We start from the raw sequence: 24,783 nt of genomic DNA, 5'->3' as shown, positions 1-24,783 counted from the left end.
CACTTGGAGAATGGGGCATGATTATTTGTAGCGTCAACACTCCCCAAGTGGCTCGAGGAGCTTTCTGTATGCTCTACCGCTTTCCCAAGTCCCTACGCTGGCTGCGGCTGGGGGGATCCCATCGCTCCAAGCAAGAACGCCAGATCGTGCGCAGCCTACTAGCCTTTGCTGGGGCCCTGCTGGCCGTGGACATTCTGCTTTTAGGTGCTCTCCACTAGGGCATTTCCTGTTTCTTGGAAAGAAGCGCTATCATGGAAGTCAACGGGTTAAACTCCCCCGAGAGCTTTGTAACTCCTACGAGGCAGGTCGGATGGATTGGGTGGAAAAGGTTTTCGAAAAGATCCGCGAGTGGGTGGAACGTGTCATTGACGCTTTGCTGGGAAGTCCTCAGCCCCAACCTGCACCCATTCCGGTAGAAAATGGATCCCCTCGTCGTCGTTAATCCGACCGCCCTAGCCACCAGCGGCGAGCTTTTGAGCATCTTGGTGTTGCACGGCCCCAACCTTAACCTACTGGGGGAGCGGGAGGTCAGCATCTACGGCTCAGTTTCCCTGGAGCAGGTGGATCAGGCTCTGCATCGGCAAGCAGAGCTGCTGGGGGTAAAGCTGGAGATCCTCCAGTCCAACCATGAGGGAGTGCTCATCGACGCCATTCACCGCGCTCGCCAGCAGCATGCCGGCATTTTGATCAACCCAGGCGCCTATACCCACACCAGCATTGCTCTGCGCGACGCCATTGCCGCTGTGGGATTGCCTACTGTAGAAGTTCACCTAAGCAACATCTACCGCCGCGAGCCTTTCCGCCAGCACTCCTACATCGCGGCTGTAGCCCTTGGGCAAATCAGCGGATTTGGGGCCCATAGCTACTTGCTAGGACTACAGGCGCTCGTGCAACACCTGCGGATGCAAGCAGCCTAGCTAACTTGGTTGGAGAAGCAGGTGAGCCTTCTTTTGGCTATCCTACGCGATAGCCAGGCTCAACTCATTGACCCCCATGCTGACGTTACAAGCTGTGGCCGAGCTGCTGCAAACCCCTCTGCAAGGGGATCCTCAGCTGTTGAGCTGGCCGGTTCAGACCCTCTGCACCGACAGCCGCCGCTTGCAGCCCGGGTCGATCTTTGTTGCCCTCAAGGGAGAGCGCTTTGACGGGCACGATTTCATTCCCCACGCCATGAGCAAAGGGGCCATTGCTGTCATCAGCCAGCAGCCGGTGGCTGCACCCCATTTCTGGGTTCCCGATACCCTAGCTGCCTACCAGCGCCTAGCCAGAGCCTGGCGGGAGCAGTTTGCCATTCCCGTGGTGGCCATCACCGGCTCAGTGGGCAAGACCACGACCAAGGAAATGCTGGCGGCTGCCCTCTCCCGCTACGGCAGCGTTCTCAAGAGCGAAGCCAACCACAACAACGACATCGGCGTGGCCCAGACACTGCTGCAGATGCGACCTGAGCACCAGTTTGCCGTGCTGGAAATGGCCATGCGCGGCCCCGGCGAAATTCGCCGCCTGGCCCAGACGGCTCAGCCTACCCACGCCCTGATTACCCATATCGGCACTGCCCACATCGGCAGACTGGGATCCCGCGAGGCCATTGCCGCCGCCAAGTGCGAGCTGCTGCAAGAGCTAGGCCAAGGGGGAGTGGCTCTGCTCAACGGTGAGGATCCCCTACTGCTAGCCACTGCCGCCAGGGTGTGGTCGGGGCCAACCCTCACCTACGGCCTTGACCAGGGTGAGCTGCGAGGGCAGTGGGATCCGCAGGCGCAGACGGTTACCGTGGAGGGCTTGACCTTGCCGGTGCCCCTGCCAGGCAGGCACCATGCCCTCAACTGGATGGGGGTGCTGGCCGCTGTGCGCAGCTTGGGGTTGGATTGGGAACGCTTGCGAGAGCCTATCCTCTTGCCCACGCCCCTGGAGGGGCGTAACCGCCACCTCAAGCTGGCAGGAGATGTGGAAATTTGGGATGAGACCTACAATGCCTCGCCAGAGGCCATGATCGCGGCTCTCCAGCTTCTGGCCCAAACCCCCGGAAAACGGCGCTGGGCAATCCTGGGCCCCATGCGGGAGCTGGGGGAGCATGCCCCTTACCTTTACGCAGAGGTGGGGCGCGCTGCTGCCCCTTTGGGGTTGGAGCGGCTTTTGCTTTTGGATCCCGAGGGGGAAATGCAGCCGCTCATTGAGCAGAGGCCAGCGGCTCAGGTAGAGCGCTGTAGGGACGAATCAACCCTATTGGAAATCTTGCTGCACCAGGTGCAGGCGGGGGATCGGCTGCTATTTAAAGCAGCGCGAGCCATCCAGTTGGAGCGGGTGCTGCAGCGCTTTTTGCAGGCCTGGCAGGCCTAGGCTAAGCTAGGAAATAGCCGCTAGCCAGACTCACCTCCCCGCTTGAGGGGAGCAGTTTCGATTTTTTCCCTTTGCCTGGACAGTATGTACTACCACAACCCTTCTCTGCGGGAGGAGCCGCGGGATCAACCTCCGGTGCTCCTGCCCTCCAGCGGCGGCCTCTCCATCTTGGACTGGCTACGCCAGGAAGGTCGCTTGCTGGAACAGCCAATTGAAGTTCCTGAGATTACCCTAGACGACGATCTCGAGGAGATTGACGACTTGATCGGCGACGACTTCGTCGAGGACTTCGAGATGGAGGAAGAGGAGTAGGTCAGAGTCAGCTAGCGCTGCGAGGCTCTGCTGGGGGGAGGATCGAAATAGAGCTAGGGGCGCTAAAGTAGAGTAAAGAAGGGGCGTTGGCCGAGCGGTTTAGGCAGCAAACTCATAATTTGCCTTACACAGGTTCGACTCCTGTACGCCCCACTGGCAAAGCGATCCCCCTGGCTGAAACTGACTCGCTGCGGAGTCCTCCCCTCCCTTCAGCGCGGTTTCCAACGCTTAGGCAAGATGGCAGGGGCTCCCCACTGGGATCGGAGCTGGCTGAGAAATTGTTCCTGCCAGGCACGCAAGTCAGCCAAAGGGGCGCCGCTGTTCATCAGGGCAAACCAAATGTCCCCCCTTTCGGTTGGCAAGACTCCCGCCAAGGTGCTGATGCCGCTGAGGGTGCCGGATTTGGCAATCATCCCCTCCGGCAACAGCCGCTGCCCCAGCACCCCTCCATCTTGGCCGACGACAGCAAAAGCATCGGCTAGAGAAAGCCCTTGCTTTTCCAGAAGCAATTGGATTGCCTGAAACAAAGCCACACTGGCCCGTGGAGAAATGCGGTTTTCCACTCCCAACCCCGAGCCGTTAACTAGCTGTAGCTCGGCAGGCGGGATCCCTGCGGCCTCACGGGCCAGTTGAGCCACCCGGTCTGCTCCCCCCACCGCCGTGGCCAACATCTCGGCCATGGAGTTGTTGCTGTAGAGATTCATCAGCTTGAGCAAGTGAATGAGGGGGGGCGACTCATGTCTGAGCAAAACTTGGGCGTTAGCTGGGATTTGCTGGGCAATCCGCACCGAGCCCAAGATCTCCACCTGGGGCTTGGGTGTGCCGGGAGGCAAGGTTTGAAACTGGATCTGGGCTTCTGGCGGCCAGCGCCGCGCATCCAGCCCCCGCTGCAGCAGAGCTCCCGAGCGGGCTACATCCAGGGAAAAGTTCATGTAAAAGCGGCCCACCACCACCAGATCCCCGCGCACTTGGCGGATCCCCCGGGCGTTGAGGGCGTTGCCCACCAAGAAGGCCTCTTCCCACACGAAAAAAGGATCCCCTCCTCCCAAAACCCAGAGATCCCCCTGCAAAACTCCCTCAGCGGTTAGGGGGCCAGTGACCAACCAGGTGGTAACAAAGCGGTGCTGCGGGCCAAGCTGCTGCAAAGCAGCCAGGGTAGTGGCCACCTTAGTCAGCGAGGCGGCCGGCAGAGGGGTGGATCCCTGGTGCTGCCCCAAAACTTGGTCGCCTCTTTGCAGCCAAACCCCCTGCGCCGTAGGCGAAAACCCCCGCCTAGCTAACTGCGCTAGATGGATTTGCACCTGAGGTTGTAGGGATCCCGGCGAAGAGGGCAACGCCCCTAGCCAGAGCCCTGCTGCTGAGAGCAGCCCAATCCCCGCTCTTGCTCTGCGTCTCCACCGGCTCATCAACCCTCAAAGCGCCGCGAGGATGAATCCTTCAGCTGAGTAACTCCCAGCTGCTTTCTTCCCCAGACTCCACGTCGATGGTGCCAGGGGGCGTTTGCCGGTAGAAGTATCCATCGGCAACAAACAGGGGCTCGCCACAACTGGGACAAAAGAAGTGGCTGCCTTCAAGAGCTTGCGCCTCTGACCCACAGACCGGGCAGCGATCTGTCGTAATCCAGCGGCGGGCCCACCAGCGGAAGGCCAGCAGCACCAACAGCGGTAGAGAGAGCAAAAACAAAAGCAAGGCTACCAAGCCAACCATCAGCCAGCCCAGGCCGAGGCGGGTTAGCAAAGCTGCCACAGCCAGGGATCCCAGCCAAAAACCCCAGCCAGTTAGAGAAATGGAATAGGTTTTGGGCTGCTCAAAGCGCATCTTTTTCCGCCTTCCTCAATACTTGCCAACACTGCTAGGACAGGCCTTTTCCTGAGCATGGTAGCCCAAACTTGCCGCCAGCAAGATGCTGCAAGAGTAGGCTAGCTCATCCTAGGGGGACAAGCTAGACCAGACGCTGCAACTGCTCCAGGAGGGAAAACCGCTGGCAGGGCTCTTAGGGAAGCTATCAGAAGCTATTATCAATTACAGAACTTATTGACGGTCACGGCCGCGTTGCCTAGGAGTGGAGGGGCAGAGTCATGGTCTATACGGAAGAAGCTTTCAAGGCGGAGCTAAACGCGAGGGGCTGGCGAGCCACTCGGCAACGGGAGATTATCCTACAGACCTTTCAAAACCTACCCGAGGGGACTCACCTGAGTGCCGAGGAGCTGCACAAGAAGTTGCAGGAAGAAGGCCATAAAGTTAGCCTCTCCACTATCTACCGCACTGTCAAGCTAATGACACGCATGGGCATTTTGCGGGAGCTGGAGCTGACGGAAGGTCACAAACACTACGAGATCAACCATCCGGCTCCCCGCCACCACCACCATTTGGTTTGCATTAAAACCAACAAGGTCATTGAGTTTAAAAACAATGCCATCCTCAGCATCAGCCAAAAGGTGGCGGAAAAATACGGCTTTAAGCTGCTCGATTGCCAGCTCACCATCATTGGCATTAGCCCCGAGGGACAGCGCTCGATTGTGTAGCCAAAAACTTCTAAGGCTGAGCTTTGCTTAGGTTGCTCTCCGACCTAGTGGAGCAGTGCTGCCGCTGGGAGGGGGATAAGCCACCTGTTGTTACCAACTCAGCCCGTTAGCCTTGGCCGTGGACACCGTCTGCAAGCTCAAACTGGGCACTTCAGTAGATCGTGGCGCTAGTGCCGGCGACCCGAGGCCAAACCGCCCTGGCAGCATTGCTCCTACCGGGTGCAGGGGAAGAGCCCAGCTATCAAGCTCCTTTCCAGCGGCAAACACAACCCACCGCTAGTGATCCTCTAGACCTAGGACAAACGGACACTGGTTGAGATCTTGCGGTACAAGCCGCACGCTGTGTAGCACAGCAAGTAGGCGAAGAATCCCCGCCCTTCAGGGCTGAGGAGAACGTCAACCCCCTACTGCGGGAGATGACTATGAACGAGCAGGAAGTGGCGCACTGGCTGGAGAGGGCCCTGGCCGATCTGCGCCTGAGAGTCCAAGTCAAGGCCCAGCCCCTCCAAGACAGCCCTGGGGACTATGCTTTGGTGGTCATGCTCAATCGCCCTGCCAATGCTGCCCTCAACTACGAGCAGCTAACCGCTTGGTTCCGGAAGGCTGTAGCTAGCCGCTACCCCCAAGTCAAGCGCTTAGCTCTCTACAGTCGTCCTATGGGTCAGCAGCAGGCTGACTGGAAGACGCAGGTGAGACTGGGGCCGGGGCTAACCACAGAAGGGACTCTGCAGCCAGATCTCAGCCACTACTGCTTTGTCCTAGACCGCCAGTTGCTCACTGCCGACCTGCCCCAACCCTCCAGCGTGGTGCGCCAGGCAGTCTTGGGTTTTCACGGCCTCACTTCTGGGCAAAAAGAGGAGGTGCTGCCCCTACTGCCCACCTTGTTTCGCAACCCTAGCGCTGTCTCCACGGTGACGCTGTCAGTGGAAGCATCCTTGTGGTTGGAACCTCTGAAAAGTCTTAGCTCCTATGAGCTGCGCCTGCTGAGCATTTGGCTAAGCCGCTACTGTTTCAGCCCTAGCCGCACCTTGGCTGATTTGGATCCCGCCGCCTCAGGCTGCAAAACCGGCCAGGCAAAACGCAACTATCGCGCTCCCCAAGGGGGGGTGGCGCTGGTTTTGGCCAGCTTTGCCGGCAACCTGACAGTGGCCGCAGGCCTGACCCTAGGCCTATTGTTTGGCATGGTGTTTGTGCTGGCCCTGGCTGTTTTCGGCACCCTGGAAGGAGGGCTCTCTTTCGGCTCTTTCCTTCTCGCCGTTTTGCTTGCCCTGGCCTTCAACGCCCTAGTCTTCTTTTTGTCCCCCTGGGTGATGGACTGGATCCAGCAGAGCCTCTACGGCACCCAGTGGGTGAGCTTGGGGGAAATTGAGCGCCGCAGCCCCGAAAGCGCGGAGGTGATTGAACGCGTCTGCCGGCAGCACAAGCTAAAGCAGCCGAAGCTGGGTCTGATCCCCGATCAAAACCCCACCGCCTTCACCTATGGCAGCCTGCCCAATAACGCCCGCATCGTTGTCAGCGAGGGCCTATTTACCTACCTGGAAGATGAAGAGGTGGCCACGGTCTATGCCCACGAGCTGGGGCATGTTATCCACTGGGATTTCGCTGTCATGACCCTAGCTTCCACGCTATTGCAGCTCCTCTATCTACCTTCTCTAGGTCTATGTGCGCGATCGCGGGAGCAGTGAGGGCCGTAACCGCAGAGGGGGGAAAAACCTGGCTTTCCTGGCGCTGGTGGCCTACCTCTTCTACGTGGCTGGCTCCTATTTGGTGCTGTATCTGTCGCGGGTGCGGGAGTACTTTGCCGATTACTTTGCTGCCGAAACCACCGGCAACCCCAATGCCCTTGCACGGGCTCTGGTGAAAATTGCCTTTGGCATTGTCCAGGAGGGAGAGCGGGAGCAGGACGAGGAAACTCGTCGGCGCAGCACCCGCCTGTTGGAGGGGATGCGAGCCTTGGGGATCTACGACGCCAAGGCAGCAGGGACGGTGGGGACAGCCTACCGGCTTGCTTCGGATCCCAGCCAGGTGGGCAGGGTGTTTTTGTGGGATCTGTTTAACCCCTGGGCCTGGTGGATGGAGCTGAACTCCACCCATCCCCTCACCGGCAAGCGGGTGCGGGCGCTAGCCACCTATGCCGAGCAACTGGATCTGCCGGTGGAGTTCGATATGGCCAGCGTGGTGGCCCAAGGCAAGCAGCTCAACCGCCAGCAGCTCTATGGCAGTTTCCTCCTGGACATGCTGCTGTTGAATGCCGAGTGGCTGCGAGCAATCTTGGGAATGGGGCTGGGGATCCCAGCTCTACAGGCAGGATCTTACGGCATGTTTGCCGGCCTGGCCCTGGCGGGAGCCAGCTTGGGCCTGCTGCTGAAGATGCCAGGGATGTACCCCAGCTTGGAGAACCCGCCGGCGTTGACGGTGTTGAAGGCGCTGAGCAACCCCTACACCAGCCCCTTGCGCGGGTTGCCGATGCAGTTGCAGGGGCGGGTAATTGGGCGGGGGAATCCGGGCTATCGCTTTGGCGCCGACCTCAAGTTCCAGGATGAGACGGGGATGATGTTCTTGCGCTACGTTTCCCGCTTTGGGCCACTGGGCAACTTCCTGTTTGGATCCAGGCAGGCCGCAGGGCTGATTGGCAAAGAGGGAACAGTGGTCGGGTGGTTCCGGTGGGGGGTGGCTCCCTATCTGGATCTGTCCCGCTTCCAGAGCCGCTATGGCGAAGTGGTGACCAGCCACCCTCCTTTTGGGCAGGCGGTGCAGGTGGCACTGGGCTTGCTTGGTGTCCTGCTGTTGATGGCCTTTTCCCCTTTCTAGGGGGCCTGCTCAGGAGGCAGTCGCTCGCTCACCGGTAGCACGGGCGTAGTCGTCGCTGAAGCGAACAATGTCGTCTTCGCCCAGGTACTGGCCGTTTTGCACCTCGATGATCACCAACGGGATGACACCGGGGTTTTCCAGGCGGTGCTTGGTGCAGGGGGGCACGTAGGTAGACTGGTTGGTGGTGATCAGCCGCTCTTCGTTGCCGCAGGTTACTTTGGCGGTGCCGGCAACGACGATCCAGTGTTCGCTGCGGTGGTAGTGCATCTGCAAGCTAAGACGACGCTTGGGCAGCACCACAATCCGCTTGATTTTGTAGCCAGGGCCCTCGTCCAGCACCGTAAAGCTGCCCCAGGGGCGAGTTTCCGTATTGCTCTCGAGGAGCTTGTGAAAAACTTCAGCCGAGAAGGTAGCTGGCAGTTTTTCCTCTGAGGGCATGGGGGAATTAGGGGTTTCTAGCATAGGCTGCTCTCCTGGGCGCCCTGCCTTCAGCTTATCCTACGGAGCTGGAAAGTAGCCCAACTCCCCTCAAGTCTTGTGGGATCATGGAGAAGTCTCCTCATCTTGCTCCTCCATGCGTTCCTACCCGGTTCACATCCACGACCGCCAGAAAGACGCCCACTATCTCATCCAGGTGCCCGCCGACCAATATATCCTGGAGGCTGCCGAAGCCCAAGGGATCCAGCTTCCCTTTGCCTGTCGCAACGGTGCCTGCACCACCTGTGCGGTGCGGATCCGGCGGGGATCCCTCTACCAGCCGGAGGCAATGGGGATCTCGCGGGAGCTGAAGGAGCAGGGCTACGGGCTGCTGTGCGTGGGCTATGCCCGCTCCGAGCTGTGGGTGGAAACCCAAGACGAAGACGAGGTCTACGAGCTGCAGTTTGGCCGCTACTTTGGCCAGGGGCGGGTACGAGCGGGGATCCCCATCGACGATGAGTAATTTCTCTGCCTCAGTTGCCCCTGAAGACCTGTTGCCGGATCCCCAGCCTTCGCAGCCTCAGGGCTGGCTGTTGGGGTCGGCGGCGCTGATCCCGGTGAACCTAGCCCCTAGTCTGTTGCTGGCGGTGGTGGGGACGGTGCAGAGCTATGGCCGCTGCTGGCAGCAGATCCGGCGGGATCCCTTGTTGGGCTTGGCGGGCCTGCTGAGCGCGGCGGCAGTGGCAACGGCGCTGCTGGGGGAGGACTGGCGGCTGAGCTTGCCGGGGATGTTTAACTACTGGCCTTTTCTGCTGATGCTGCCGGCCTTTGGGGCAGCGCTGGCCGATCCTGAAAGTCGCCGGCGCCTGGCGCAGGTGTTGGTACTGGGCAGTGGGCTGATGCTGCTGTTGGGCTGGGGAGAGGTCCTGTGGGGGTGGCAGGGCCATCTCTTCTTGGGGCCGCTCTGGATTACGGGAGTGGCTGGCGGGGAGCGACCGGCAGCGGCCTTTACCTCCCCCAACCTCCTGGCCATTTACCTAGTGATCCACCTGTGCTTGGCGGCAGGGCTGTGGGGGGTAACTCGATCCCGCCTCACCCGAGCAGGGCTAGTGGCGATGCTGGGGCTGGGATCTCTGCTGTTGCTGCTGACAGCCTCCCGCAGCGGCTGGGGGGCAGGGGGATTGGCTCTACTCATTGGGTTGGTGCTGCGGCGCTGTTGGTGGGGGATCGCCCTCTTGGCCGGCCTGGGGCTAGCCAGCTTGGCGGCGGCTTTGGATTGGCCTGGCTGGCGGGCAGTTGTGCCTTCGTTGATTTGGAGCCGTCTGGCGGACACCTGGGATCCCCAGGCCCCCCACTTTAGCTCAACCGCCAACCGCCTCGATGCCTGGCGCTTTGCCCTGCAGATGGTGCGGGAGCGGCCCCTGACCGGCTGGGGCTGGCAGAGCTTTCCTGCCCTCTACAATGCCCAGGACCCGCCCGAGCTGCTGGGCCACTGCCACAACTTGTACTTGCACTTGGCGGCGGAAGGCGGGATCCCTCTGCTGCTGGGCTATCTGGCCTTGTGGGGCTGGATCTTGGCGCGGGGCTGGCGAGCCTGGCGTTGTTCCCAGGACGGGCTCCTTCTGGGCATGCTGCTGGCCCTAACAGCGTTTTTTGCTGCCGGGATAGTGGACGTGGTGATCTTGGACGGCCGCCTTCACCTGTTGATGACCTTGCTTTTGGGGGCCGTTTGGGGATCCAGCCTCGATCCGCTCCACAGCGAGCAAAATGGAGTTCCAGCGGATCCCTTCCCAAGCCAGGCGTTCCAGCCAATGCCACAACAGAGTTCCGTCCTTGCGTTTTCTGGGATTACTCTGTTTATTCTGTCTCGGTTGCCGGATTTTCTTGCGTATCGATTGGATGGTCTCACCCAATTTCGATTGACTCACATCCCCCCTCATCAAATCTCCCCTTTTCCTCGGAGAGAGGGGATGGGAGGTGAGAGCACGCCTCTCCAGAAGGGGAGTAAAAAGCTGTTGCTAACCCATTTCCGAAAAAGTTCAGTGGTATCTGGAGTGCCCCACCTTCTTCCATGGAGCAGTCAATCCCCTTGCTGGCCCCTGATCCCATCAAGCCAGGGGATCTCCTATCCCTGGAGATCACCGACCTAACTCCCGAAGGAGATGGCATTGCCCACACGCTTGGCTACGGGCGGGGACGGGTGGTGTTTGTAGCCCAAGGCGTGCCCGGGGATCGGGTGGTAGCCCAGGTTCTCGAGATCAAGCGCAACTACCTGGTCGGGCGAATTCGTTCGCTCGTTACTCCCTCGCCGCACCGAGTGCGTCCAGCCTGCATTGTTGCCGACAAGTGCGGTGGCTGCCAGTGGCAGCACGTCAGCTACGAGCAGCAGTTGGCCACCAAGCAGCAAATTCTCCGCAACGCGCTAGAGCGGATTGGCGGCCTTTCCCTGCCGGAGCCCGTCCCCATTTTGGGATCCCCGCAGCCGCTGCGCTACCGCAACAAGGTCACCTACCCCATTGCCAAAGCAGAGGGCCAGCCGCTGCGCATGGGCTACTACCGACGGGGCAGCCACCGCTTGGTAAACCTCAACCAGTGCCCTGTCCAGGACGAGCGACTGGATGTGTTCCTGAGGGAAATCAAGCGGGATCTGCAAGAAACCGGCTGGAGTGTGTACGACGAAAGCCGCCACCAAGGCCAGTTGCGCCATCTGGGCCTGCGCATTGGCCGCCGCACCCGCGAGGTGCTTCTCACTCTAGTGAGTTGCAGCCGCGACCTACCTCACCTGGAAAGGTGGGCCAAACGCTGGATGCAGCGCTACCCCGACTTGGTGGGGGTCTGCCTCAACCTCAACCCAGCCCGCACCAACGTCATCTTTGGCCAGCAAACGGAGGTCATTGCTGGACGGGGATCCCTGCGGGAAGAACTGGCCGGTCTTTCCTTTTGGATTGATAGCACCTCCTTCTTCCAGGTCAACACAGAGCAGGCGGAGGCCTTTTTTACCTGGATAGTGGATCAGCTCCATCTGCGCGGCGAGGAGACCGTTCTAGATGCCTACTGTGGCATCGGCACCCTAACCCTGCTCTTTGCCCAGCGGGCCAAACGGGCGATGGGGGTGGAAGTCCTGCCCGCGGCGGTGGCCCAGGCCCGCTACAATGCCCAGTTCAACGGCATCACTTCGGCCCAGTTTTTCCAGGGCGCAGTAGAAGCGGTTTTGCCGACTCTGCCTCCTGCCGATGTTGTGGTGTTGGATCCGCCGCGGCGGGGCTGCGAGCGGCAGGTGCTTGAGATCCTAAAGCAGCAACGGCCCCGGCAGATCGTTTACATTAGCTGTCATCCTGCCACCTTGGCGCGCGACCTGCAAATCCTCATGGCCGAGGGATCCTACCGCCTAACCCAATGGCGAGCTGCTGACTTCTTTCCCCAGACAGGCCATGTAGAGGGAGTGGTCTTTTTGGAACAGGTCTGAGGAACTTTGCCCAGCTTGCCACGGAGCCGCCCTCTGGGTAGGCGCACTAGCCGGAGGCGACAAATGCTAACGTCAAAGTAAAGTTTCGCAACGGACTTTTTCCCTCCCACTCTCAATGCTTAGAGCTGGAATTGTCGGCCTGCCCAATGTGGGCAAATCGACTCTATTCAACGCTCTCTGCGAAAATGCCAAAGCGGAGGCGGCCAACTTTCCTTTCTGTACCATCGAGCCCAACATCGGACGGGTGGCCGTGCCAGACGAGCGCCTGGAGGTGCTGGCTAAGATCAGTGGCTCGGCGGCCATTGTTCCCGCCCAAATCGAGTTTGTCGATATTGCCGGGCTGGTGGCTGGTGCCAGCAAGGGGGAGGGCTTGGGCAACCAATTTCTCTCCCACATCCGCCAGGTGGACGCCATCGTGCATGTGGTGCGCTGCTTTAAAGACGAGAACATTGTCCACGTGGCTGGCTCGGTGGATCCCGTGCGAGACATAGGGGTGATTAACCTAGAGCTGGCCCTGGCCGATCTGGCCCAGATTGAGCGACGCTTGGAACGGGTGCGCAAGCAGGCCAAATCCGACAAAACGGCTCAAGTAGAGCTGCAGGCCCTGGAGAAGCTGCAGGCTGCTCTGGACGAGGGCAAGCCGGCTCGCCTGGTGCCCCTTAGCGCAGAGGAGGAGGTCGCCATCAAAGGGCTGGGGCTGCTCACCCGCAAGAAGGTGATCTACGCCGCCAACGTGGCAGAAACGGAGCTAGCCACTGGCAACGACTGGGTAGAGCAGGTGCGGCAAGTGGCCCAGGCAGAGGAGGCGCGTGTGGTGGTGGTCTCGGCCCAGGTGGAGGCGGAATTGGTGGAGTTGCCGCCTGAAGAGCGACAGGCTTATCTGGAGTCGCTGGGGGTGAAAGAAGGGGGGCTGAAATCCTTGATCCGCGCCACCTACGAGCTGTTGGGCCTGCGCACCTACTTTACCTCTGGTCCCAAAGAAACCCGCGCCTGGACAATCCCTGCCGGTGCCACTGCTCCCCAGGCGGCGGGGGTCATTCACTCGGATTTTGAGCGGGGCTTTATCCGGGCGGAAACGATAGCGTATGAGGATCTAGTGGCAGCGGGATCCCTGAGTGCTGCCCGAGAAAAGGGCTTGGTGCGCAGCGAGGGCAGAGACTACGTGGTTCAGGAAGGAGATGTAATGCTCTTCCGCTTCCATGTCTAGGGGCCCTTTCCTGAGAAAGCCGTTGACGCTGTAACGAAACATCACAATAATTGGACTAGATAAACAATTGCTTTAAGGGACGCATTGATGGACCTGCTGCAATACGGGCCAATGGCCTGGGTTTACCTAGCAATTTTTGCTTCCATCATCTGGTGCATCTGGGGTCGTTCGGAAGACGACATTATGTTCTAGCTCAGGCGGATGTTCTAGCTCAAACGGGAGGGATTCCTCTGCTGAAGCTACCCTTTGGCTGGCAGCGGATCCCTCCTTGTCAACCTCAGGTGATGTCTCCCCTCAATCCCCCTACTAGGACGGATACACCCAGATGCCGTGCCACTCCAAGCAGTCTGCGTCCCAACAGAGCAAGGGAATTCAGCTAGGCTCGCACTTCCTCCCTCTTGGGCAGCCGCTCTGACAGCAAATTAGCTTACCTATGGGCGTTACTAGCTTGATCTCCCGGCGTCCCCTGCCTGGAGCGGAACGGACAGAGGAGGGGTACCGTCTTTCTTGGCGGGGAGTGGCGGTGATGGGGGTACTCAATGTAACCCCCGATAGCTTCAGCGACGGCGGCCAGTGGGGATCCGTGGAGGCAGCCGTGCAAGCGGCCAAGGCCATGGCAGCAGCGGGAGCTCTGATTGTGGATATCGGCGGTGAGTCTACCCGGCCGGGGGCGGAGCCGGTGCCGGTAGAGGTGGAGTGCGACCGGGTTTTGCCTGTAATTCGGGCTCTAGAAGGATCCGGAATTCTCCTCAGCGTCGATACACGGCGAACAGAGGTGGCTGCTGCTGCTCTGGCAGCGGGGGCACACATCATCAACGATGTCACCGGGCTGCGGGATCCACAGATGATGCAGGTGTGTGCCGAGAAGGGAGTGCCAGCGGTCATCATGCACATGCGGGGAGAGCCGCGCACCATGCAGCAGCTCACCGACTACGACGACCTTGAGGGAGAAGTTTTTGGTTTTCTCAAGGACCAAGCGGAGCGGGCTCTGGCAGCTGGTGTGCCCAGTGTCATTTTGGATCCTGGCCTGGGCTTTGCCAAAACCGCCGAGCAGAACATTGCCCTCCTCAGAGCCCTGCCGCGGCTAGTGGCCTATGGCTACCCCGTTTTGGTGGGAGCCTCGCGCAAAAGTTTTGTCGGCCAGCTTTCCGGCATTGCTGTGCCCAAAGAGCGGGATAGCGCCAGCGTAGCTGTGCACCTCTTTGCCGCCAGCCGGGGCGCTACCCTGGTGCGGGCGCACAACGTCCCTGCTCATGTCTCCGCTCTAGCGGCTTGGGAAGGGCTGCACTGTGAGCCAAACTAGGCTGGTGCTGCGGGGTCTTAGCTTCCATGCCCACCACGGCTATCGTCCTGAGGAGGCCCTGTTGGGGGCGCGCTTTGTGGTGGATGTGGAGCTGCAGCTTGCCTTGGTTCCCCAAGAGGATGACTTGGCCCACATCGTGGACTACGCCCAGGTGTACGAGGCAGTGCGGGAAGAGGTGACCCAGCAGCGCTACCGGTTGATTGAGACGTTGGCAGACCGGATTGCCGAGCGGCTGTGGCAGAGCTACCCCCAGGTGGAAGCCCTGACGGTGCGGGTGCACAAGCCGCAAGCCCCCCTGCCAGGGCTGTTTGACGATGTGTACGTGGAGATCGTCCGCCGTCGCTCTGCGCTTCCATGAAGCCTGACCTGGCCTACATAGCTCTGGGGAGCAACCTCGGGGATCCGCTGCAGCAGTTGCGCACGGCCATGCAGAAGTTGCCGCGTCTGGGAGAGGTGGTGGCCCGCTCCAGCCTCTACCGCAGCCCCGCCCAAGGAGGGCCGCCGGGCCAGCCCGACTACCTCAACGCCGTGGTGGCCTTGGATCCCTTTCCGCCTTACCAATCCCCCCTGGAGTTGCTCAGGGCGCTGCTGGCCATCGAGCAGGAAGCAGGGCGGGTGCGGCGCATACACTGGGAGGCCAGAACGCTGGACTTGGATCTGCTGGCCATGGGCAATTGGATTCTCAACAGCCCCGCCCTGACCCTGCCCCACCCTCGCATGATGGAGCGCCCCTTCGTCCTGGCCCCCCTGTGCGAACTCAATCCCCACTGGCGCCACCCGGAAACCGGCATAGCCGCAGCCGAGGCGCTGGCTGCCCTGGATAGCTCCTGGCTCGAGCGCACCGACCTAGGCTGGGACTAAAGCTCTACAGTGCAGCCGCCATTTTGGCTGCCAGATCCACCAGCCGCGAGGCGTAGCCGTATTCGTTGTCGTACCAGGAGAGCACCTTCACGGTGCGATCCCCTAGCGTCATCGTCGACTCCAGATCCACAATTGAAGAGTGGGGATCGCCGATGATATCTGCCGAGACAATGTGCGGCGGGGCAATGGCCAGGATCCCGCGCATCGGCCCCTCAGCAGCCTCGACAAAAGCTTGGTTAACCGCCTCTTTGGTAATGGGCCGCTCAGTGCGCACCACAAAGTCCACGATCGAGCCGGTTAGGGTGGGCACCCGCAGTGCCAGGCCGTCCATCTTCCCTTTCAGGGCAGGCAAGACCTCGGCAACTGCCGTAGCTGCCCCTGTTGTGGAAGGCACAATCGACACCGCCGCCGAGCGGCCCCGGCGATAGTCCTTGGGATCCGGGCGATCCACAATGGCCTGGGTGGCGGTGTAGGCATGGCACGTGGTGAGAAAGCCCGTCTCGATGCCAAAGCGATCCAGCAAGACCTTGGCCAGCGGCGCCAGACAGTTGGTGGTACAGGAGGCGTTGGAGACGATGTGATGCCGCTCGGGGTCGTACTGGTCGTCGTTGACCCCTATCACCACCGTTAGGTCGGCACCCTTGGCAGGAGCAGAGATGATCACCTTTTTGGCACCAGCTTCCAGGTGTTTGGCTGCTCCCTCCCGCTTGGTAAACAGGCCAGTGGACTCTATGACCAGTTCGACGCCCAGATCTTTCCAGGGCAGTTGCGCCGGATCCCGTTCTGCCAGAACTCGGATCTTGTGGCTGCCGACGTGCAGGTGGCCATCGGCAACGCTCACCGTCTGGGGCAGGCGGCCGTAGGCAGAGTCAAATTGGAGCAGGTAAGCTAGGTTTTCCGGCTCGGTTAGATCGTTAACCGCTACCACCTCCAGCCCCCGCTCTGGCTGGGAGAGCAGCGCTCGCAAAAACGAGCGGCCAATGCGACCAAATCCATTGATGGCTACCCGTGTGGTCATAGCAATCCTCCAGTAGCAGTCTAGGACGACGGGTTGGGGGCTGTAGCGCAGGAGACGCCAGTCCCCTAGAGATAGAGTGACACTCCCAGCCGCCGGAAGGGGAGGCTTAGTATGGCCGGCTTCTTGCAAGGCTCTAAGGCAGGGTTGCAGCAGGAGGCTGACCCGGGAATCTAGGGTCGGACTTCCCTGGCCGGGCGACTAGTTCTTCCCCCCAGACCCTTTGAGACGCAAGTTGATAACCGCGTTGCTTTCGGGTACGTTAGGTGCAAGCGCTCCCGAAACTGGGAACACAAGTCCCGAGTCCCCTCTCTATGTGAAGGAAGGAAAGCGGGAGAAGTTATTTCCCAGCCAAAGAGCGGCAACTTTTCCAGAGAGGTTGGCAGCGGCCTTAAGCCTTTATAAGACTTTTAAGACAACGAAAACAACGGCGAGGGGATCCCACCCATGGAAGCACGCAAACCTCTGAAGAAGTTGGAAAATCAGATGGAGCGGGCTGTTCTGGAGATGGTGAACGAGCTGCTGCTCATGGAAAGCCAGCAGCGCTACTGCTTGTGCGAAAGATTCTGTCACGATGCCGCTGCGCTGGCCCTCAACAACCTCCAGCCCCGCTACACTACTAGTTTTGAAGGCTCTATATACACCCTAGAGGCTATCCAGGCGGATCAGGAGTTACAGAGGCAAATTCGCCTGGAAGTGACCAAGGCCATGGAGCGGGTGGCGGCCAATCCTCTCTGTCCAGAACCTGACTGTCCCCTGCGGCTGCGCAACGCCAAGACGGTAGAGTTAGAGCTAGCCGACAGCAATTCTGAACAAGAAAGCTAGAGGGAATGGACTCCATCGTTTCGTCTGCGCCAGTGGCTTTTCTAGGCCCTGCCGGAACCTATACGGAGCTAGCCGCCCTGCTGGCCTGTCCCGAGCAGCCCCACCTCCACAGCCAGGGATCCCATCCCTTGGTGCCCTACCCCACCATTAGCGCCTGCTTGGAAGCGGTGGCTGCCGGCGAGCAGGCCTGGGCAGTGGTGCCGGTAGAAAACTCCATCGAGGGCGGCGTCTCGATGACCCTAGATGCCCTCTGGCAACTGGAAGGGCTAAGCATTCGCCAGGCGCTCATCCTGCCAATTCGCCATGCCCTCATCAGCTGTGCCTCCCGGCTAGAGCAGATTGAGCAGGTCTATTCCCACCCGCAAGCTTTGGCCCAATGTCAGGCTTGGTTGCGATCCCACCTGCCGCAGGCCACCTTGATCCCAACCCGCTCCACCACCGAAGAACTGGAGCGGCTGCAAAGCCAGCCCAAAGCTGCTGTCATCGCCTCAGAGCGGGCTGCAGAGCTTTACCAACTGCCGGTCTTGGCCTGCCCAATCAACGACCACCCGGACAATTCCACCCGCTTTTGGGTGGTGGGCCGCTGCGGATCTTCACCGGGGGGATCCCACACTTCCCTGGCCTTTAGCCTGCCCCACAATGTGCCAGGAGCGCTGCTGAAGCCGCTGCAAGTTTTTGCCGAGCGGGGCCTGAACATGTCGCGCATTGAGTCCCGCCCCACCAAGAAATCGGCGGGAACCTACGTCTTCTTTGTCGATCTGGAAAACCCGGTCGGCCAACCCTATCTGCCTGATGAGGTCATTGCGGCCTTGGAGGCCATTGCCGAGATCCTCAAACTTTTTGGCAGCTACCCTGTCCATGACCTCAGCAAGCAGAACTACAGGGATCTGCTTGGCCAAGGCAATCCGGTTTATTCGTAGCTTTGCCAGGCCTGCCAAAAAACGTAGAGAGAAACCAGGGCCAGAAAGCTGCGCAACAGTAGCCTGACCACTGCCTCGGGCAATCTGGGCAAGAGGCGGGTGCTGACCTGAACGCCGGCTAATCCCCCCATCCCCAAGATGAGGCCGGGAATCCAGAGCACGTTCTGGCGGAGGGTGCCCTCCCCAAAGCCCAGGGCGTTCGCCATCCAATCGCCCAGGCCAGCATGGCCGAAGGTGGCAGCAGCGGCTGTAATCCCAATCACTCCCAAGCTGGTTTGGATGGCCACCTTGAGGGCTTCCCCCAACAGCAGGATCTGCAGCGGTACCAGGATAATGCCACCGCCAATGCCGAAAAGCCCCGCCAACAAGCCGGCAGCGCCCCCGGTCAGGATGCGGGCCAGCCAGGGAGGCATCGGGATCCTAATAGCAGAGCGGTTGCCGAGTTTCCCTGCATCGGGGGACTTCGTCCTGCCGGCCGCAGCACCTGGCCTCCCCAACCCTTGGGCGTGGGCGACCGCGGTTTTGCCCAGCTCCACCAGGTAAATGTTCGCTAGCAACAGCACCCCAAAGGCCGCTAGTAACAGATAGCCGGGCAGGTGACTGGCAAGGATTGCCCCCCCTTGGGCTGTGAACAGAGCCGGGATCCCCAGCAGAATCACCCGCTTGGGATCCAGCATTCCCCTGCGCCAGTTTTGGAAGCTGCCTGCTAGGGAGGTGAGGAGCATGGAAAAGTTGCTCGTGGCAACCGCCTGCAGCGGCGGGATCCCCAAGCTGACCTGCAAGGGCACCAGGATCGTGCCGCCGCCGATACCCAAAAGGCCGGCCAAGATCCCTGTTGCCACGCCGCCTATTGCCAAAGCTAGATTTTTTCCTACCAAGGCTTTGGCTCTCCTCCCCTAGGGAGCTACGGCAAGAAACTGCAGCGAGGCTTGGCTTCGCGCCAGGCACAGCCATCTAGAGCAATCCGCTCCACCTCTGAGGCCAGCTTTAGGGCCTTTAGGGCCTGCTCCCCGCCCACCGAAGGCTGGCTGCCGCCCCGCACACAGTTGATGAAATGCTCTAGCTCGGCATGCAGCTTATCAATAGGTTCGATATAAACCTTCTCGATAAGGCCCTCCCGCGGGTAAGGCACTTGGCCGTACTCGTGGCTACTGCTGCCTCCCTGGCGGTAAATCGAGATCTCGTTGTGGAGAAAATCGGCTTCCACGAGGGCATTTTTGCAGTGGACGGCGATGGTGCGCACCTTGCGGTGGGTAACCTTGCTGGCAGTGAGGGTGGCGATGGCGCCGTTGGCAAAGGTGAGGGTGGCCGTGACGTAGTCGAGATAGCCTAAGTTGGAGGCGCGGTTGCCGCTGGCAGTAATCTGGGTTACAGGGGAAGGGATCAGCTCCAGCAACAGGTCGATGTCGTGGATCATCAGGTCAAACACCACCGACACGTCGCTGGCCCGGTCGGAATAGGGGCTGAGTCGGTGGGCCTCAAAAGCCAGCGGCTCTTCGCGCTGCAAAACTTGCCCCAGCCTTTGAAAGACGGGGCTAAAGCGCTCGATGTGTCCTACCTGCAGAATGCAATTGCAGTCGGCGGCGCGGTTGACCAGGGATTCTGCCTCGGCAATACTGGCGGCAATGGGCTTTTCAATGAGCACGTGTACCCCCGCCTCCAGGCAGGCCATACCCACCTCGTGGTGAAGAACGGTGGGAACGGCGATGGCCACGGCGGCCACGTGGGGCAGCAGCTCCCGGTAGTCTTCGTAGAAGTGGACTCGATAGCGGCTGGCTACATCCAGGCCCCGCTCCACGTTGATGTCGGCCACGCCCACCACTTGCACGTCCTTCATCAGGCTAAAGACGCGAGCATGGTGCTGGCCCATGTTGCCGACCCCGATGACGCCGACAGGAACCGGCTGGCCAGGGTAACGGCGGGGAGAGTTGGCAGGACGCGGGCAGGATCGAGCCATAGGTTACCACTACCTCCACCACAAGCGCTTAACAAACCACACCCCGCCTTCCGGCAAGGAAGCCCAGCTTCTCCTAGACAAACTGCCCAAAGCTTACCATGCCCCCCTCAAATCCAGTTCAAGCCAGGAACAGGCGGCAGGCGTAGGGGTGCTCGCTCGCAGGCCTGGGGGCTAAAGCAGAAGAGCGGTGTCGGGGTGGGGCGGAACCACATGCGCGCATAAAACTGGTCTGGCCTGAGGGGAAGGCCAAACCAAACAGGGAAGAAGAAGAGAAAAGACGCCAAAACCAAGCTCACCGCCATCCAGCTCACCCGCCGCCAGAAGCGACGGTAGTGCCGCCAGCCCAGCAGCACCAGCCAGGCCAGGGCCAGGGTGCTAAACGCCAGAGCACTCATGTAGTGGTAGATGAAGACGCAGCGGCTGACGAGGAACCAGGGCAGGTAGTTGGCCGCGTAGCCAATTAAGATAAAGGCTTCCAGGCCGTGGAAGCGGCGGATCCCGCGCCAGACCAGCACCAGGATCGAGCCTGTCCCCAGCCACCACAGCCAGGGATTGCCCAGGCCATGGACTGCTCGCCACAGGTTGCCCTGACTGCTGAAGTAGTAGCCCACCGGGCGGCCCATAACTGGCCAAGACCAGGCCCCCGCCGAGGCCAAGGGGGTGGTCAGCCAAGGGCGCAGCGCTGGGAACCAGGCCACCAGGGAGCGCAAGCTGGTGGAGCAATAGGGGTGAACGGGGGTGTTTTCATCGACCACAAGATCAGCATGCAGGTGCCCGCTGTAAACCGCCTGATTGATGAGCACTAGAGAGCGAAAGTAGTTCTGGATCCCGGTCCAGCTCCAATCCAGCGTCAGCCCCTGCTGCGGGTTGAGCTGCAGGTGTGGGATCCACTGGATGGCATAAAAGGCCAGCGGCGCAAGGCCAAAGCAAAAGGCATAGTGCCACCAGCGCAGGTGGCGGATCTGGCTCAAGATCCCTAGCCTTGGGATCCACTGCGGGCGCAGCCAGACCACCCCCCAGACCAGGATCCCCAGGAGGGCAAACATGAAAGCAAACCAGAGGCCATTCCACTTCACAGAAGCCGCCGCCCCCAGGAGGATGCCGGAGCCGGTGAGGTGAAGAGTCCGCTGCCAACCGCGGCGTTCCAGCCCGCTTAGGAGCAAAATCGAGGCCGCTAGGCCAAAGGCAACCAGGTACACGTTAATCAGGCCAAAGCGGGACTCCACGAGAAACACCCCGTCCGTGAGCAGCAGAGCCCCACTTAGGAGCGCAAAGCCCACGTGGTAGGTGAGGCGATAGGCCAAGCCAGCCAGCAAAAGCGGAATCAAGGACCCACACAAGGCGGTAGCTAGGCGAAAGCCCCACTCGTTGCGACCAAAGAGTTGGATGCTGAGAGCGATGAAGTACTTCCCCAGGGGCGGATGTACGTCGTAGAAGGGCTTCCCGTCGAGGTAATTTTGGGCAAATTGAGGAAAATACACCTCGTCGAACACCGGCGCCGGCAACTCGGCCAGTCGCCATAGGCGCAGCCCCAGGCTCATCAGAAAGATCCCAAGCGCTCCCCCCAGCAGCCAGCGGCGCTCTCCTGCGGACCCAATTGCAGCCAGAGCGGCAGTTGCTGCCTCTGGGGGCAAGTTGCCAGTGGCTACCCCTTCGCGGGCAGAGGCAGCAAGGGGGGGCTTATCCCCTTCCGGCCTTGCGGGTTGGTGGGGTGAAGCCATGGGCAGGAGACGTCAGCAGGGATCCTCAGTGCTACTTTAACCTGCCGCCGTTGCTAGGCCAGCCCCTACTTAAAGCCCTTAGGAGGTGGGAATGACCAGCTCCACGGCCGTATCCAGGCGCGAAGGTGGCACTGGGGCCTCGCCTGGGGTCAGCTCTAGGTAAGAGGCCAGCGGGTGGTTCTTTTTCCAGCGGGATCCAATTTCGGCGGCCATTTGCGTGACCTGGATTTGGTAGAGCTGGGCCAGGTCGTCGGCGTTGAGGTTGCCCCGTTCCACCTGGTTGCGGCTGGCCTCCGCCAGAACCTCCGCCACGAGGTTGCCCTGCTCGTCAAATCTCCACAGCTCCAGGCGGCTGCGGGAGCGCAGGCTTACCTCAGTGGGCGAAGTCGGGCGGGTGAGGACATCGACGCGGGCGATGACAATGGCCTCCAGGCCTAGGTAGTCGAAAAACCGGCTCACCGCTTCTGGCTTGCGGCGATCCCACTCAAACAGCTCGTAGATGGGCCAGCCCACCTGGCGCAGGATCGGCTGCAGGCGGCGGTTGTCCAGGGGCACCACCTTCTCGGTGTTGGGGATCAGACCCAGGCGCACCACCTCTATGGCCAGGCGCTGGCTCAAAAGCCGGGTATGGTCCAGCCCTCCCACCCCCAAAATGCCAAGGCGACGCCGCGGCTGGGGCCGGAGGGGCACCTGCAAAACCACCTCCACAGGGGTGGTCAGGCCTGCCTGCAGCAGGATCTCCTGCTCTGCCTTTTCGTAATCGGGGTGCCACACCGTCAGCAGCCGGCGCCCAGCCGGGGCTTGGTTGAGCTCGAAGGCGCCCTGCTCGTCCGTTTGGATGGGCTGAGCGAGGTTCTCCAAGCCCTCTAAGTGCACCTGCGCCCCGGCCACCGGCTGCCCCAGGCTGTTGCTCACCTGCCCCACCAGACGCGCCTGGGATTCCGCCTGATCCCGGTGGGGAAACAACGCCGTCAGAGGGAGAGGGGGGGTGGCCAGAGCCTGGGCCGAGACCTCCGCAGCCAGGGCTAGCCAACTGCCAAGCGCCAGGCCGCCCCGGCCAATCCTGCGCTGCAGCGAGAAAAGGAAAACGAGAACAGCCATGACGACGTCCGCCAATTGCAGGGGGTTCTCCACAGGCAAGCTCCTCACTGAAGGAGGCGGCGCGGCAGCCCCCAGATTTAGCCGTGGGGTAGTTTACCCAGCAAAGGGGTTATTGGCCTGCCATTGCTGGATAAAGAGAGGCACCATGTTGCGCACCTGCAGCCGAAACAGGCCCGCCGCCGCATCTTCAAACAGCGGCTCCCCGCCCACGTCATCCCGCCCATAGGCCTCGTAGTACCGAGCCCGATCCCCTGGCCGATCCTTCTGCAAGTCCACCACCACCACCACACCACGGCTGCGCAGCTGGTTAGGGGTAAAGTTGGGGATCTCCACCGGGATTGCCGGCGCCAGCAAGCGCAGGGCCATATTCAGCAGCGGGCTGCCCTGTCGGTTGTAATCCCGCGAGATTTGCAGGTGGGTTAGGAGAATGTAGCGCAAGCCGAGGGCATCGCCGATGGCCTTCAGCTTGGCCAAGTCGGCGGTGTAGCGCTCATCCCGATCCAACAAGGTTAGGCCCTGGACAAGTGGCAGGAGCGGCTCAAAGCGGGGATCTGGCCCTAGCGGTCCCTTCAGGAGGATCACAGGCCGCTGCGGCTGCAGCTCCTGAAGGGCAACGCTGAGGTGCCGGGCCAGCTCATCCGAGTAAACCGGCTCATCCGGCAACAGGCCAATGCCCTCCGGCTGGTGGGCCGGCTGCCCTGGCGGCAGGCGAATGTTTTGGGTGGACACAAAACCAGCCCGCACCTCCACCTGGGTGCTAGTGGGGGGAAACCCCGGCACCTCCACATCCACCAGGTACAGCCCCGCCGGCAGCTCTGGCAAGACATAGGTGCCGTCGGCGGCAATGGGAACTGTCTGTTGGGGTTGGGTGGCGGTGGCAGCAAGGCGGACAACCCCAGTCTGGACAGGCTGGCCGGCAATATCCAGCACCCGTCCCGTCACCACACCGCGCTGGCCTGCAGAGGCAACCTCCTCCTGGCGGGCCTCCGTCTTGCTCTTGCCCACTTGCGCTTCTAGACGGCGCAGAGCTGGGATCCCTGCCGCCACCACCCACAGATCCCCATCGCCCAGCATCGCCAAGCCTGTCGGCTGTCCCTCCAGCCGTAGGGAGGTAACCAGTCGCCCCGCCTCTAGATCCACAATTTGCAGGCGGTCGCTGCTGCGGGCACTCACGTAGGCCCAGCGCCCATCGGGGGAAAGGGCCAGCCGCGTCGGCCGCCAATCTAGGCCAACTCGCTGCAGGAGCTTGCCGCTGCGGCTCAGATCCAGCACGGTCAGCTCTTGGCTACCCGAGTTGAGCACCACCAGGCGTTGCCGCTGGGCATCCAACGCCATTGCCTCTGGAGTATGGCCGCCGCGCCAGCGGGCCAGCAGCTCGCCATTGTCGGGGTTGACCACCAGCACACTGAGGGGATCCCCGCCACCCAGGCCCACAAATAGCACTCCCTGCCGGGCGTCATAGGCCAAAGCCAAAGGGGGGCCGGGCAGCGGCAAGTGGCGAGCCTGAGGCTGCTCCGCTTCCCCCCAATGGATCACCGCCAAGCTTTGGGCGGCGGGCAGGGAGGCAAAAACCCGTCCCCTGGCAGGATCCACAGCCATATCCAAGACTCCTGCCGGCAGCCCATAAGTCCAGAGCAAATCCCCCGTGAGCAGATCGAGGGCCACCACCCCAGGAGCCTCGAGGCCAGAGGCATAGACCACTTGCCGGGCCGCATCCACCCGCACCACGCTGGGGGCAAAGCCCACCGCCACTTGCCACAGGGGATCCCCGCTCGACCCCTCCAGCAGCATTACCGCCTGGGCTTCCAGCAGCCCCACCGCCAGCCACCCCCGCTCCGGCACGCCGTCAATGCGATCCGCCGAGCTGGGCAGGGGTAACAACTTCTCCATCGTCAGGGGCCCGGCAGCGTCTTGAGAGGCCACCGGCATTTCCTGGGCCCAAACCGTGGATCCCAGACCTAGCAGGCCGCCCACCACAACCAGCCACTGCCAGCGCATTTGATCCCCA

At 61.2% G+C, this 24,783-nt stretch carries 26 protein-coding genes and 1 tRNA gene; 18 read left to right on the top strand and 9 right to left on the bottom strand.

Going from position 1 to position 24,783, the window contains the following annotated elements:
- The first annotated feature begins 17 nt into the window (after window positions 1-17).
- The 6 genes from NW833_RS04235 to NW833_RS04210 all read left to right on the top strand — a co-directional run bounded on the left by NW833_RS04235 (window position 18) and on the right by NW833_RS04210 (window position 2,799).
- Complete coding sequence (locus NW833_RS04235; RefSeq protein ID WP_414405827.1) at window positions 18-218, top strand: hypothetical protein; 201 nt, start codon at window positions 18-20, stop codon at window positions 216-218.
- 92 nt (window positions 219-310) lie between these two features.
- The gene (locus NW833_RS04230; protein ID WP_414411650.1) at window positions 311-442 is read left to right on the top strand and encodes a hypothetical protein; all 132 of its coding nucleotides are present in this window, start codon (window positions 311-313) and stop codon (window positions 440-442) included.
- Window positions 420-917: a type II 3-dehydroquinate dehydratase gene (gene aroQ / locus NW833_RS04225; RefSeq protein ID WP_414395820.1), complete on the top strand. Its 498-nt coding sequence runs from the start codon at window positions 420-422 to the stop codon at window positions 915-917. Before NW833_RS04230 ends, aroQ begins: the two co-directional genes overlap by 23 nt.
- Before the next feature lie 76 nt (window positions 918-993).
- Window positions 994-2,334: a UDP-N-acetylmuramoyl-tripeptide--D-alanyl-D-alanine ligase gene (locus tag NW833_RS04220; RefSeq protein ID WP_414395821.1), complete on the top strand. Its 1,341-nt coding sequence runs from the start codon at window positions 994-996 to the stop codon at window positions 2,332-2,334.
- An 84-nt stretch (window positions 2,335-2,418) separates the two neighbouring features.
- A complete protein-coding gene (locus NW833_RS04215; RefSeq protein ID WP_414395823.1) occupies window positions 2,419-2,646 on the top strand; it encodes a DUF3134 family protein in 228 nt (75 codons plus the stop codon).
- A gap of 80 nt (window positions 2,647-2,726) precedes the next feature.
- Window positions 2,727-2,799: transfer RNA gene (locus NW833_RS04210), tRNA-Ile, on the top strand.
- A 56-nt stretch (window positions 2,800-2,855) separates the two neighbouring features.
- On the opposite strand, the gene NW833_RS04205 is transcribed toward NW833_RS04210, so the two are convergent.
- A complete protein-coding gene (locus NW833_RS04205) occupies window positions 2,856-4,052 on the bottom strand; it encodes a D-alanyl-D-alanine carboxypeptidase (RefSeq protein WP_414411649.1) in 1,197 nt (398 codons plus the stop codon).
- 31 nt (window positions 4,053-4,083) lie between these two features.
- Window positions 4,084-4,464: a hypothetical protein gene (locus tag NW833_RS04200; RefSeq protein WP_414411648.1), complete on the bottom strand. Its 381-nt coding sequence runs from the start codon at window positions 4,462-4,464 to the stop codon at window positions 4,084-4,086.
- 260 nt (window positions 4,465-4,724) lie between these two features.
- On the opposite strand from NW833_RS04200, the gene NW833_RS04195 reads away from it, so the two are divergent.
- From NW833_RS04195 to NW833_RS04185, 3 genes are all read left to right on the top strand, one after another.
- The gene (locus NW833_RS04195) at window positions 4,725-5,171 is read left to right on the top strand and encodes a Fur family transcriptional regulator (RefSeq protein WP_414395828.1); all 447 of its coding nucleotides are present in this window, start codon (window positions 4,725-4,727) and stop codon (window positions 5,169-5,171) included.
- Window positions 5,172-5,593: 422 nt separating this feature from the next.
- On the top strand, window positions 5,594-6,856 hold the full coding sequence (locus tag NW833_RS04190) for a M48 family metalloprotease (RefSeq protein ID WP_414411647.1): 1,263 nt from the start codon (window positions 5,594-5,596) through the stop codon (window positions 6,854-6,856).
- Window positions 6,834-7,982: a M48 family metalloprotease gene (locus NW833_RS04185; RefSeq protein ID WP_414411646.1), complete on the top strand. Its 1,149-nt coding sequence runs from the start codon at window positions 6,834-6,836 to the stop codon at window positions 7,980-7,982. The genes NW833_RS04190 and NW833_RS04185 overlap by 23 nt, the downstream gene beginning before the upstream one ends.
- 9 nt (window positions 7,983-7,991) lie before the next feature.
- Here the strand turns inward: NW833_RS04185 and NW833_RS04180 are convergent, their stop codons facing one another.
- Entirely contained in the window at window positions 7,992-8,444 is a 453-nt protein-coding gene (locus tag NW833_RS04180; protein ID WP_414411645.1) for a phosphomannose isomerase type II C-terminal cupin domain, read from the bottom strand.
- 112 nt (window positions 8,445-8,556) lie between these two features.
- Between NW833_RS04180 and NW833_RS04175 the strand changes: the two genes are divergently transcribed.
- From NW833_RS04175 to folK, 7 genes are all read left to right on the top strand, one after another.
- The gene (locus NW833_RS04175; RefSeq protein ID WP_414395836.1) at window positions 8,557-8,922 is read left to right on the top strand and encodes a 2Fe-2S iron-sulfur cluster-binding protein; all 366 of its coding nucleotides are present in this window, start codon (window positions 8,557-8,559) and stop codon (window positions 8,920-8,922) included.
- Window positions 8,915-10,549 (top strand): O-antigen ligase family protein, encoded by a 1,635-nt coding sequence (locus NW833_RS04170; protein ID WP_414411644.1) that lies wholly within the window; start codon window positions 8,915-8,917, stop codon window positions 10,547-10,549. Before NW833_RS04175 ends, NW833_RS04170 begins: the two co-directional genes overlap by 8 nt.
- The gene (gene rlmD, locus NW833_RS04165) at window positions 10,471-11,865 is read left to right on the top strand and encodes a 23S rRNA (uracil(1939)-C(5))-methyltransferase RlmD (protein WP_414411643.1); all 1,395 of its coding nucleotides are present in this window, start codon (window positions 10,471-10,473) and stop codon (window positions 11,863-11,865) included. The genes NW833_RS04170 and rlmD overlap by 79 nt, the downstream gene beginning before the upstream one ends.
- A gap of 115 nt (window positions 11,866-11,980) precedes the next feature.
- On the top strand, window positions 11,981-13,072 hold the full coding sequence (ychF, locus tag NW833_RS04160; RefSeq protein WP_414410427.1) for a redox-regulated ATPase YchF: 1,092 nt from the start codon (window positions 11,981-11,983) through the stop codon (window positions 13,070-13,072).
- Between the two features lie 433 nt (window positions 13,073-13,505).
- Window positions 13,506-14,375 carry a dihydropteroate synthase gene (folP, locus tag NW833_RS04155; RefSeq protein WP_414395843.1) on the top strand — a complete coding sequence of 290 codons (870 nt, stop codon included), beginning with the start codon at window positions 13,506-13,508 and terminating at the stop codon, window positions 14,373-14,375.
- Window positions 14,362-14,733 (top strand): dihydroneopterin aldolase, encoded by a 372-nt coding sequence (folB, locus tag NW833_RS04150; RefSeq protein WP_414411642.1) that lies wholly within the window; start codon window positions 14,362-14,364, stop codon window positions 14,731-14,733. The genes folP and folB overlap by 14 nt, the downstream gene beginning before the upstream one ends.
- Window positions 14,730-15,236 (top strand): 2-amino-4-hydroxy-6-hydroxymethyldihydropteridine diphosphokinase, encoded by a 507-nt coding sequence (gene folK, locus NW833_RS04145; protein ID WP_414411641.1) that lies wholly within the window; start codon window positions 14,730-14,732, stop codon window positions 15,234-15,236. Before folB ends, folK begins: the two co-directional genes overlap by 4 nt.
- A 4-nt stretch (window positions 15,237-15,240) precedes the next feature.
- Here the strand turns inward: folK and gap are convergent, their stop codons facing one another.
- Window positions 15,241-16,254: a type I glyceraldehyde-3-phosphate dehydrogenase gene (gap, locus tag NW833_RS04140; RefSeq protein WP_414395850.1), complete on the bottom strand. Its 1,014-nt coding sequence runs from the start codon at window positions 16,252-16,254 to the stop codon at window positions 15,241-15,243.
- Between the two features lie 444 nt (window positions 16,255-16,698).
- On the opposite strand from gap, the gene NW833_RS04135 reads away from it, so the two are divergent.
- Window positions 16,699-17,076, top strand: coding sequence for a late competence development ComFB family protein (locus NW833_RS04135; protein ID WP_414395852.1), 378 nt, complete (start codon window positions 16,699-16,701; stop codon window positions 17,074-17,076).
- A gap of 5 nt (window positions 17,077-17,081) precedes the next feature.
- Complete coding sequence (gene pheA, locus NW833_RS04130; protein WP_414411640.1) at window positions 17,082-17,996, top strand: prephenate dehydratase; 915 nt, start codon at window positions 17,082-17,084, stop codon at window positions 17,994-17,996.
- On the opposite strand, the gene NW833_RS04125 is transcribed toward pheA, so the two are convergent.
- The 5 genes from NW833_RS04125 to NW833_RS04105 form a co-directional block, all read right to left on the bottom strand.
- Window positions 17,987-18,838, bottom strand: a complete 852-nt coding sequence (locus tag NW833_RS04125; protein ID WP_414395855.1) for a sulfite exporter TauE/SafE family protein — start codon at window positions 18,836-18,838, stop codon at window positions 17,987-17,989. The genes pheA and NW833_RS04125 overlap by 10 nt on opposite strands.
- Before the next feature lie 62 nt (window positions 18,839-18,900).
- On the bottom strand, window positions 18,901-19,953 hold the full coding sequence (locus tag NW833_RS04120; RefSeq protein WP_414411639.1) for a Gfo/Idh/MocA family oxidoreductase: 1,053 nt from the start codon (window positions 19,951-19,953) through the stop codon (window positions 18,901-18,903).
- Between the two features lie 107 nt (window positions 19,954-20,060).
- Window positions 20,061-21,674 (bottom strand): phospholipid carrier-dependent glycosyltransferase, encoded by a 1,614-nt coding sequence (locus tag NW833_RS04115; protein WP_414411638.1) that lies wholly within the window; start codon window positions 21,672-21,674, stop codon window positions 20,061-20,063.
- 78 nt (window positions 21,675-21,752) lie between these two features.
- Window positions 21,753-22,775, bottom strand: coding sequence for a carboxypeptidase-like regulatory domain-containing protein (locus NW833_RS04110; protein WP_414411637.1), 1,023 nt, complete (start codon window positions 22,773-22,775; stop codon window positions 21,753-21,755).
- 93 nt (window positions 22,776-22,868) lie between these two features.
- Window positions 22,869-24,773 (bottom strand): carboxypeptidase regulatory-like domain-containing protein, encoded by a 1,905-nt coding sequence (locus NW833_RS04105; protein WP_414411636.1) that lies wholly within the window; start codon window positions 24,771-24,773, stop codon window positions 22,869-22,871.
- Window positions 24,774-24,783 lie beyond the last annotated feature (10 nt).

Source organism: Synechococcus sp. O70.1 (assembly GCF_047462215.1).
In the GTDB taxonomy this organism is placed as follows: domain Bacteria; phylum Cyanobacteriota; class Cyanobacteriia; order Thermostichales; family Thermostichaceae; genus Thermostichus.
The sequence above is the reverse complement of the archived record's forward strand: the minus strand, read 5'-3'. Positions and strand labels throughout refer to the sequence as shown.

Bases quoted from the DNA above. Each gene is read 5' to 3' on its own strand.
- NW833_RS04235 (WP_414405827.1), top strand. From the start codon at position 18: ATGATTATTTGTAGCGTCAACACTCCCCAAGTGGCTCGAGGAGCTTTC.
- NW833_RS04230 (WP_414411650.1), top strand. From the start codon at position 311: ATGGATTGGGTGGAAAAGGTTTTCGAAAAGATCCGCGAGTGGGTGGAA.
- aroQ (WP_414395820.1), top strand. From the start codon at position 420: ATGGATCCCCTCGTCGTCGTTAATCCGACCGCCCTAGCCACCAGCGGC.
- NW833_RS04220 (WP_414395821.1), top strand. From the start codon at position 994: ATGCTGACGTTACAAGCTGTGGCCGAGCTGCTGCAAACCCCTCTGCAA.
- NW833_RS04215 (WP_414395823.1), top strand. From the start codon at position 2,419: ATGTACTACCACAACCCTTCTCTGCGGGAGGAGCCGCGGGATCAACCT.
- NW833_RS04205 (WP_414411649.1), bottom strand. From the start codon at position 4,052: ATGAGCCGGTGGAGACGCAGAGCAAGAGCGGGGATTGGGCTGCTCTCA.
- NW833_RS04200 (WP_414411648.1), bottom strand. From the start codon at position 4,464: ATGCGCTTTGAGCAGCCCAAAACCTATTCCATTTCTCTAACTGGCTGG.
- NW833_RS04195 (WP_414395828.1), top strand. From the start codon at position 4,725: ATGGTCTATACGGAAGAAGCTTTCAAGGCGGAGCTAAACGCGAGGGGC.
- NW833_RS04190 (WP_414411647.1), top strand. From the start codon at position 5,594: ATGAACGAGCAGGAAGTGGCGCACTGGCTGGAGAGGGCCCTGGCCGAT.
- NW833_RS04180 (WP_414411645.1), bottom strand. From the start codon at position 8,444: ATGCTAGAAACCCCTAATTCCCCCATGCCCTCAGAGGAAAAACTGCCA.
- NW833_RS04175 (WP_414395836.1), top strand. From the start codon at position 8,557: ATGCGTTCCTACCCGGTTCACATCCACGACCGCCAGAAAGACGCCCAC.
- NW833_RS04170 (WP_414411644.1), top strand. From the start codon at position 8,915: ATGAGTAATTTCTCTGCCTCAGTTGCCCCTGAAGACCTGTTGCCGGAT.
- rlmD (WP_414411643.1), top strand. From the start codon at position 10,471: ATGGAGCAGTCAATCCCCTTGCTGGCCCCTGATCCCATCAAGCCAGGG.
- ychF (WP_414410427.1), top strand. From the start codon at position 11,981: ATGCTTAGAGCTGGAATTGTCGGCCTGCCCAATGTGGGCAAATCGACT.
- folP (WP_414395843.1), top strand. From the start codon at position 13,506: ATGGGCGTTACTAGCTTGATCTCCCGGCGTCCCCTGCCTGGAGCGGAA.
- folK (WP_414411641.1), top strand. From the start codon at position 14,730: ATGAAGCCTGACCTGGCCTACATAGCTCTGGGGAGCAACCTCGGGGAT.
- gap (WP_414395850.1), bottom strand. From the start codon at position 16,254: ATGACCACACGGGTAGCCATCAATGGATTTGGTCGCATTGGCCGCTCG.
- NW833_RS04135 (WP_414395852.1), top strand. From the start codon at position 16,699: ATGGAAGCACGCAAACCTCTGAAGAAGTTGGAAAATCAGATGGAGCGG.
- pheA (WP_414411640.1), top strand. From the start codon at position 17,082: ATGGACTCCATCGTTTCGTCTGCGCCAGTGGCTTTTCTAGGCCCTGCC.
- NW833_RS04120 (WP_414411639.1), bottom strand. From the start codon at position 19,953: ATGGCTCGATCCTGCCCGCGTCCTGCCAACTCTCCCCGCCGTTACCCT.
- NW833_RS04115 (WP_414411638.1), bottom strand. From the start codon at position 21,674: ATGGCTTCACCCCACCAACCCGCAAGGCCGGAAGGGGATAAGCCCCCC.
- NW833_RS04110 (WP_414411637.1), bottom strand. From the start codon at position 22,775: ATGGCTGTTCTCGTTTTCCTTTTCTCGCTGCAGCGCAGGATTGGCCGG.
- NW833_RS04105 (WP_414411636.1), bottom strand. From the start codon at position 24,773: ATGCGCTGGCAGTGGCTGGTTGTGGTGGGCGGCCTGCTAGGTCTGGGA.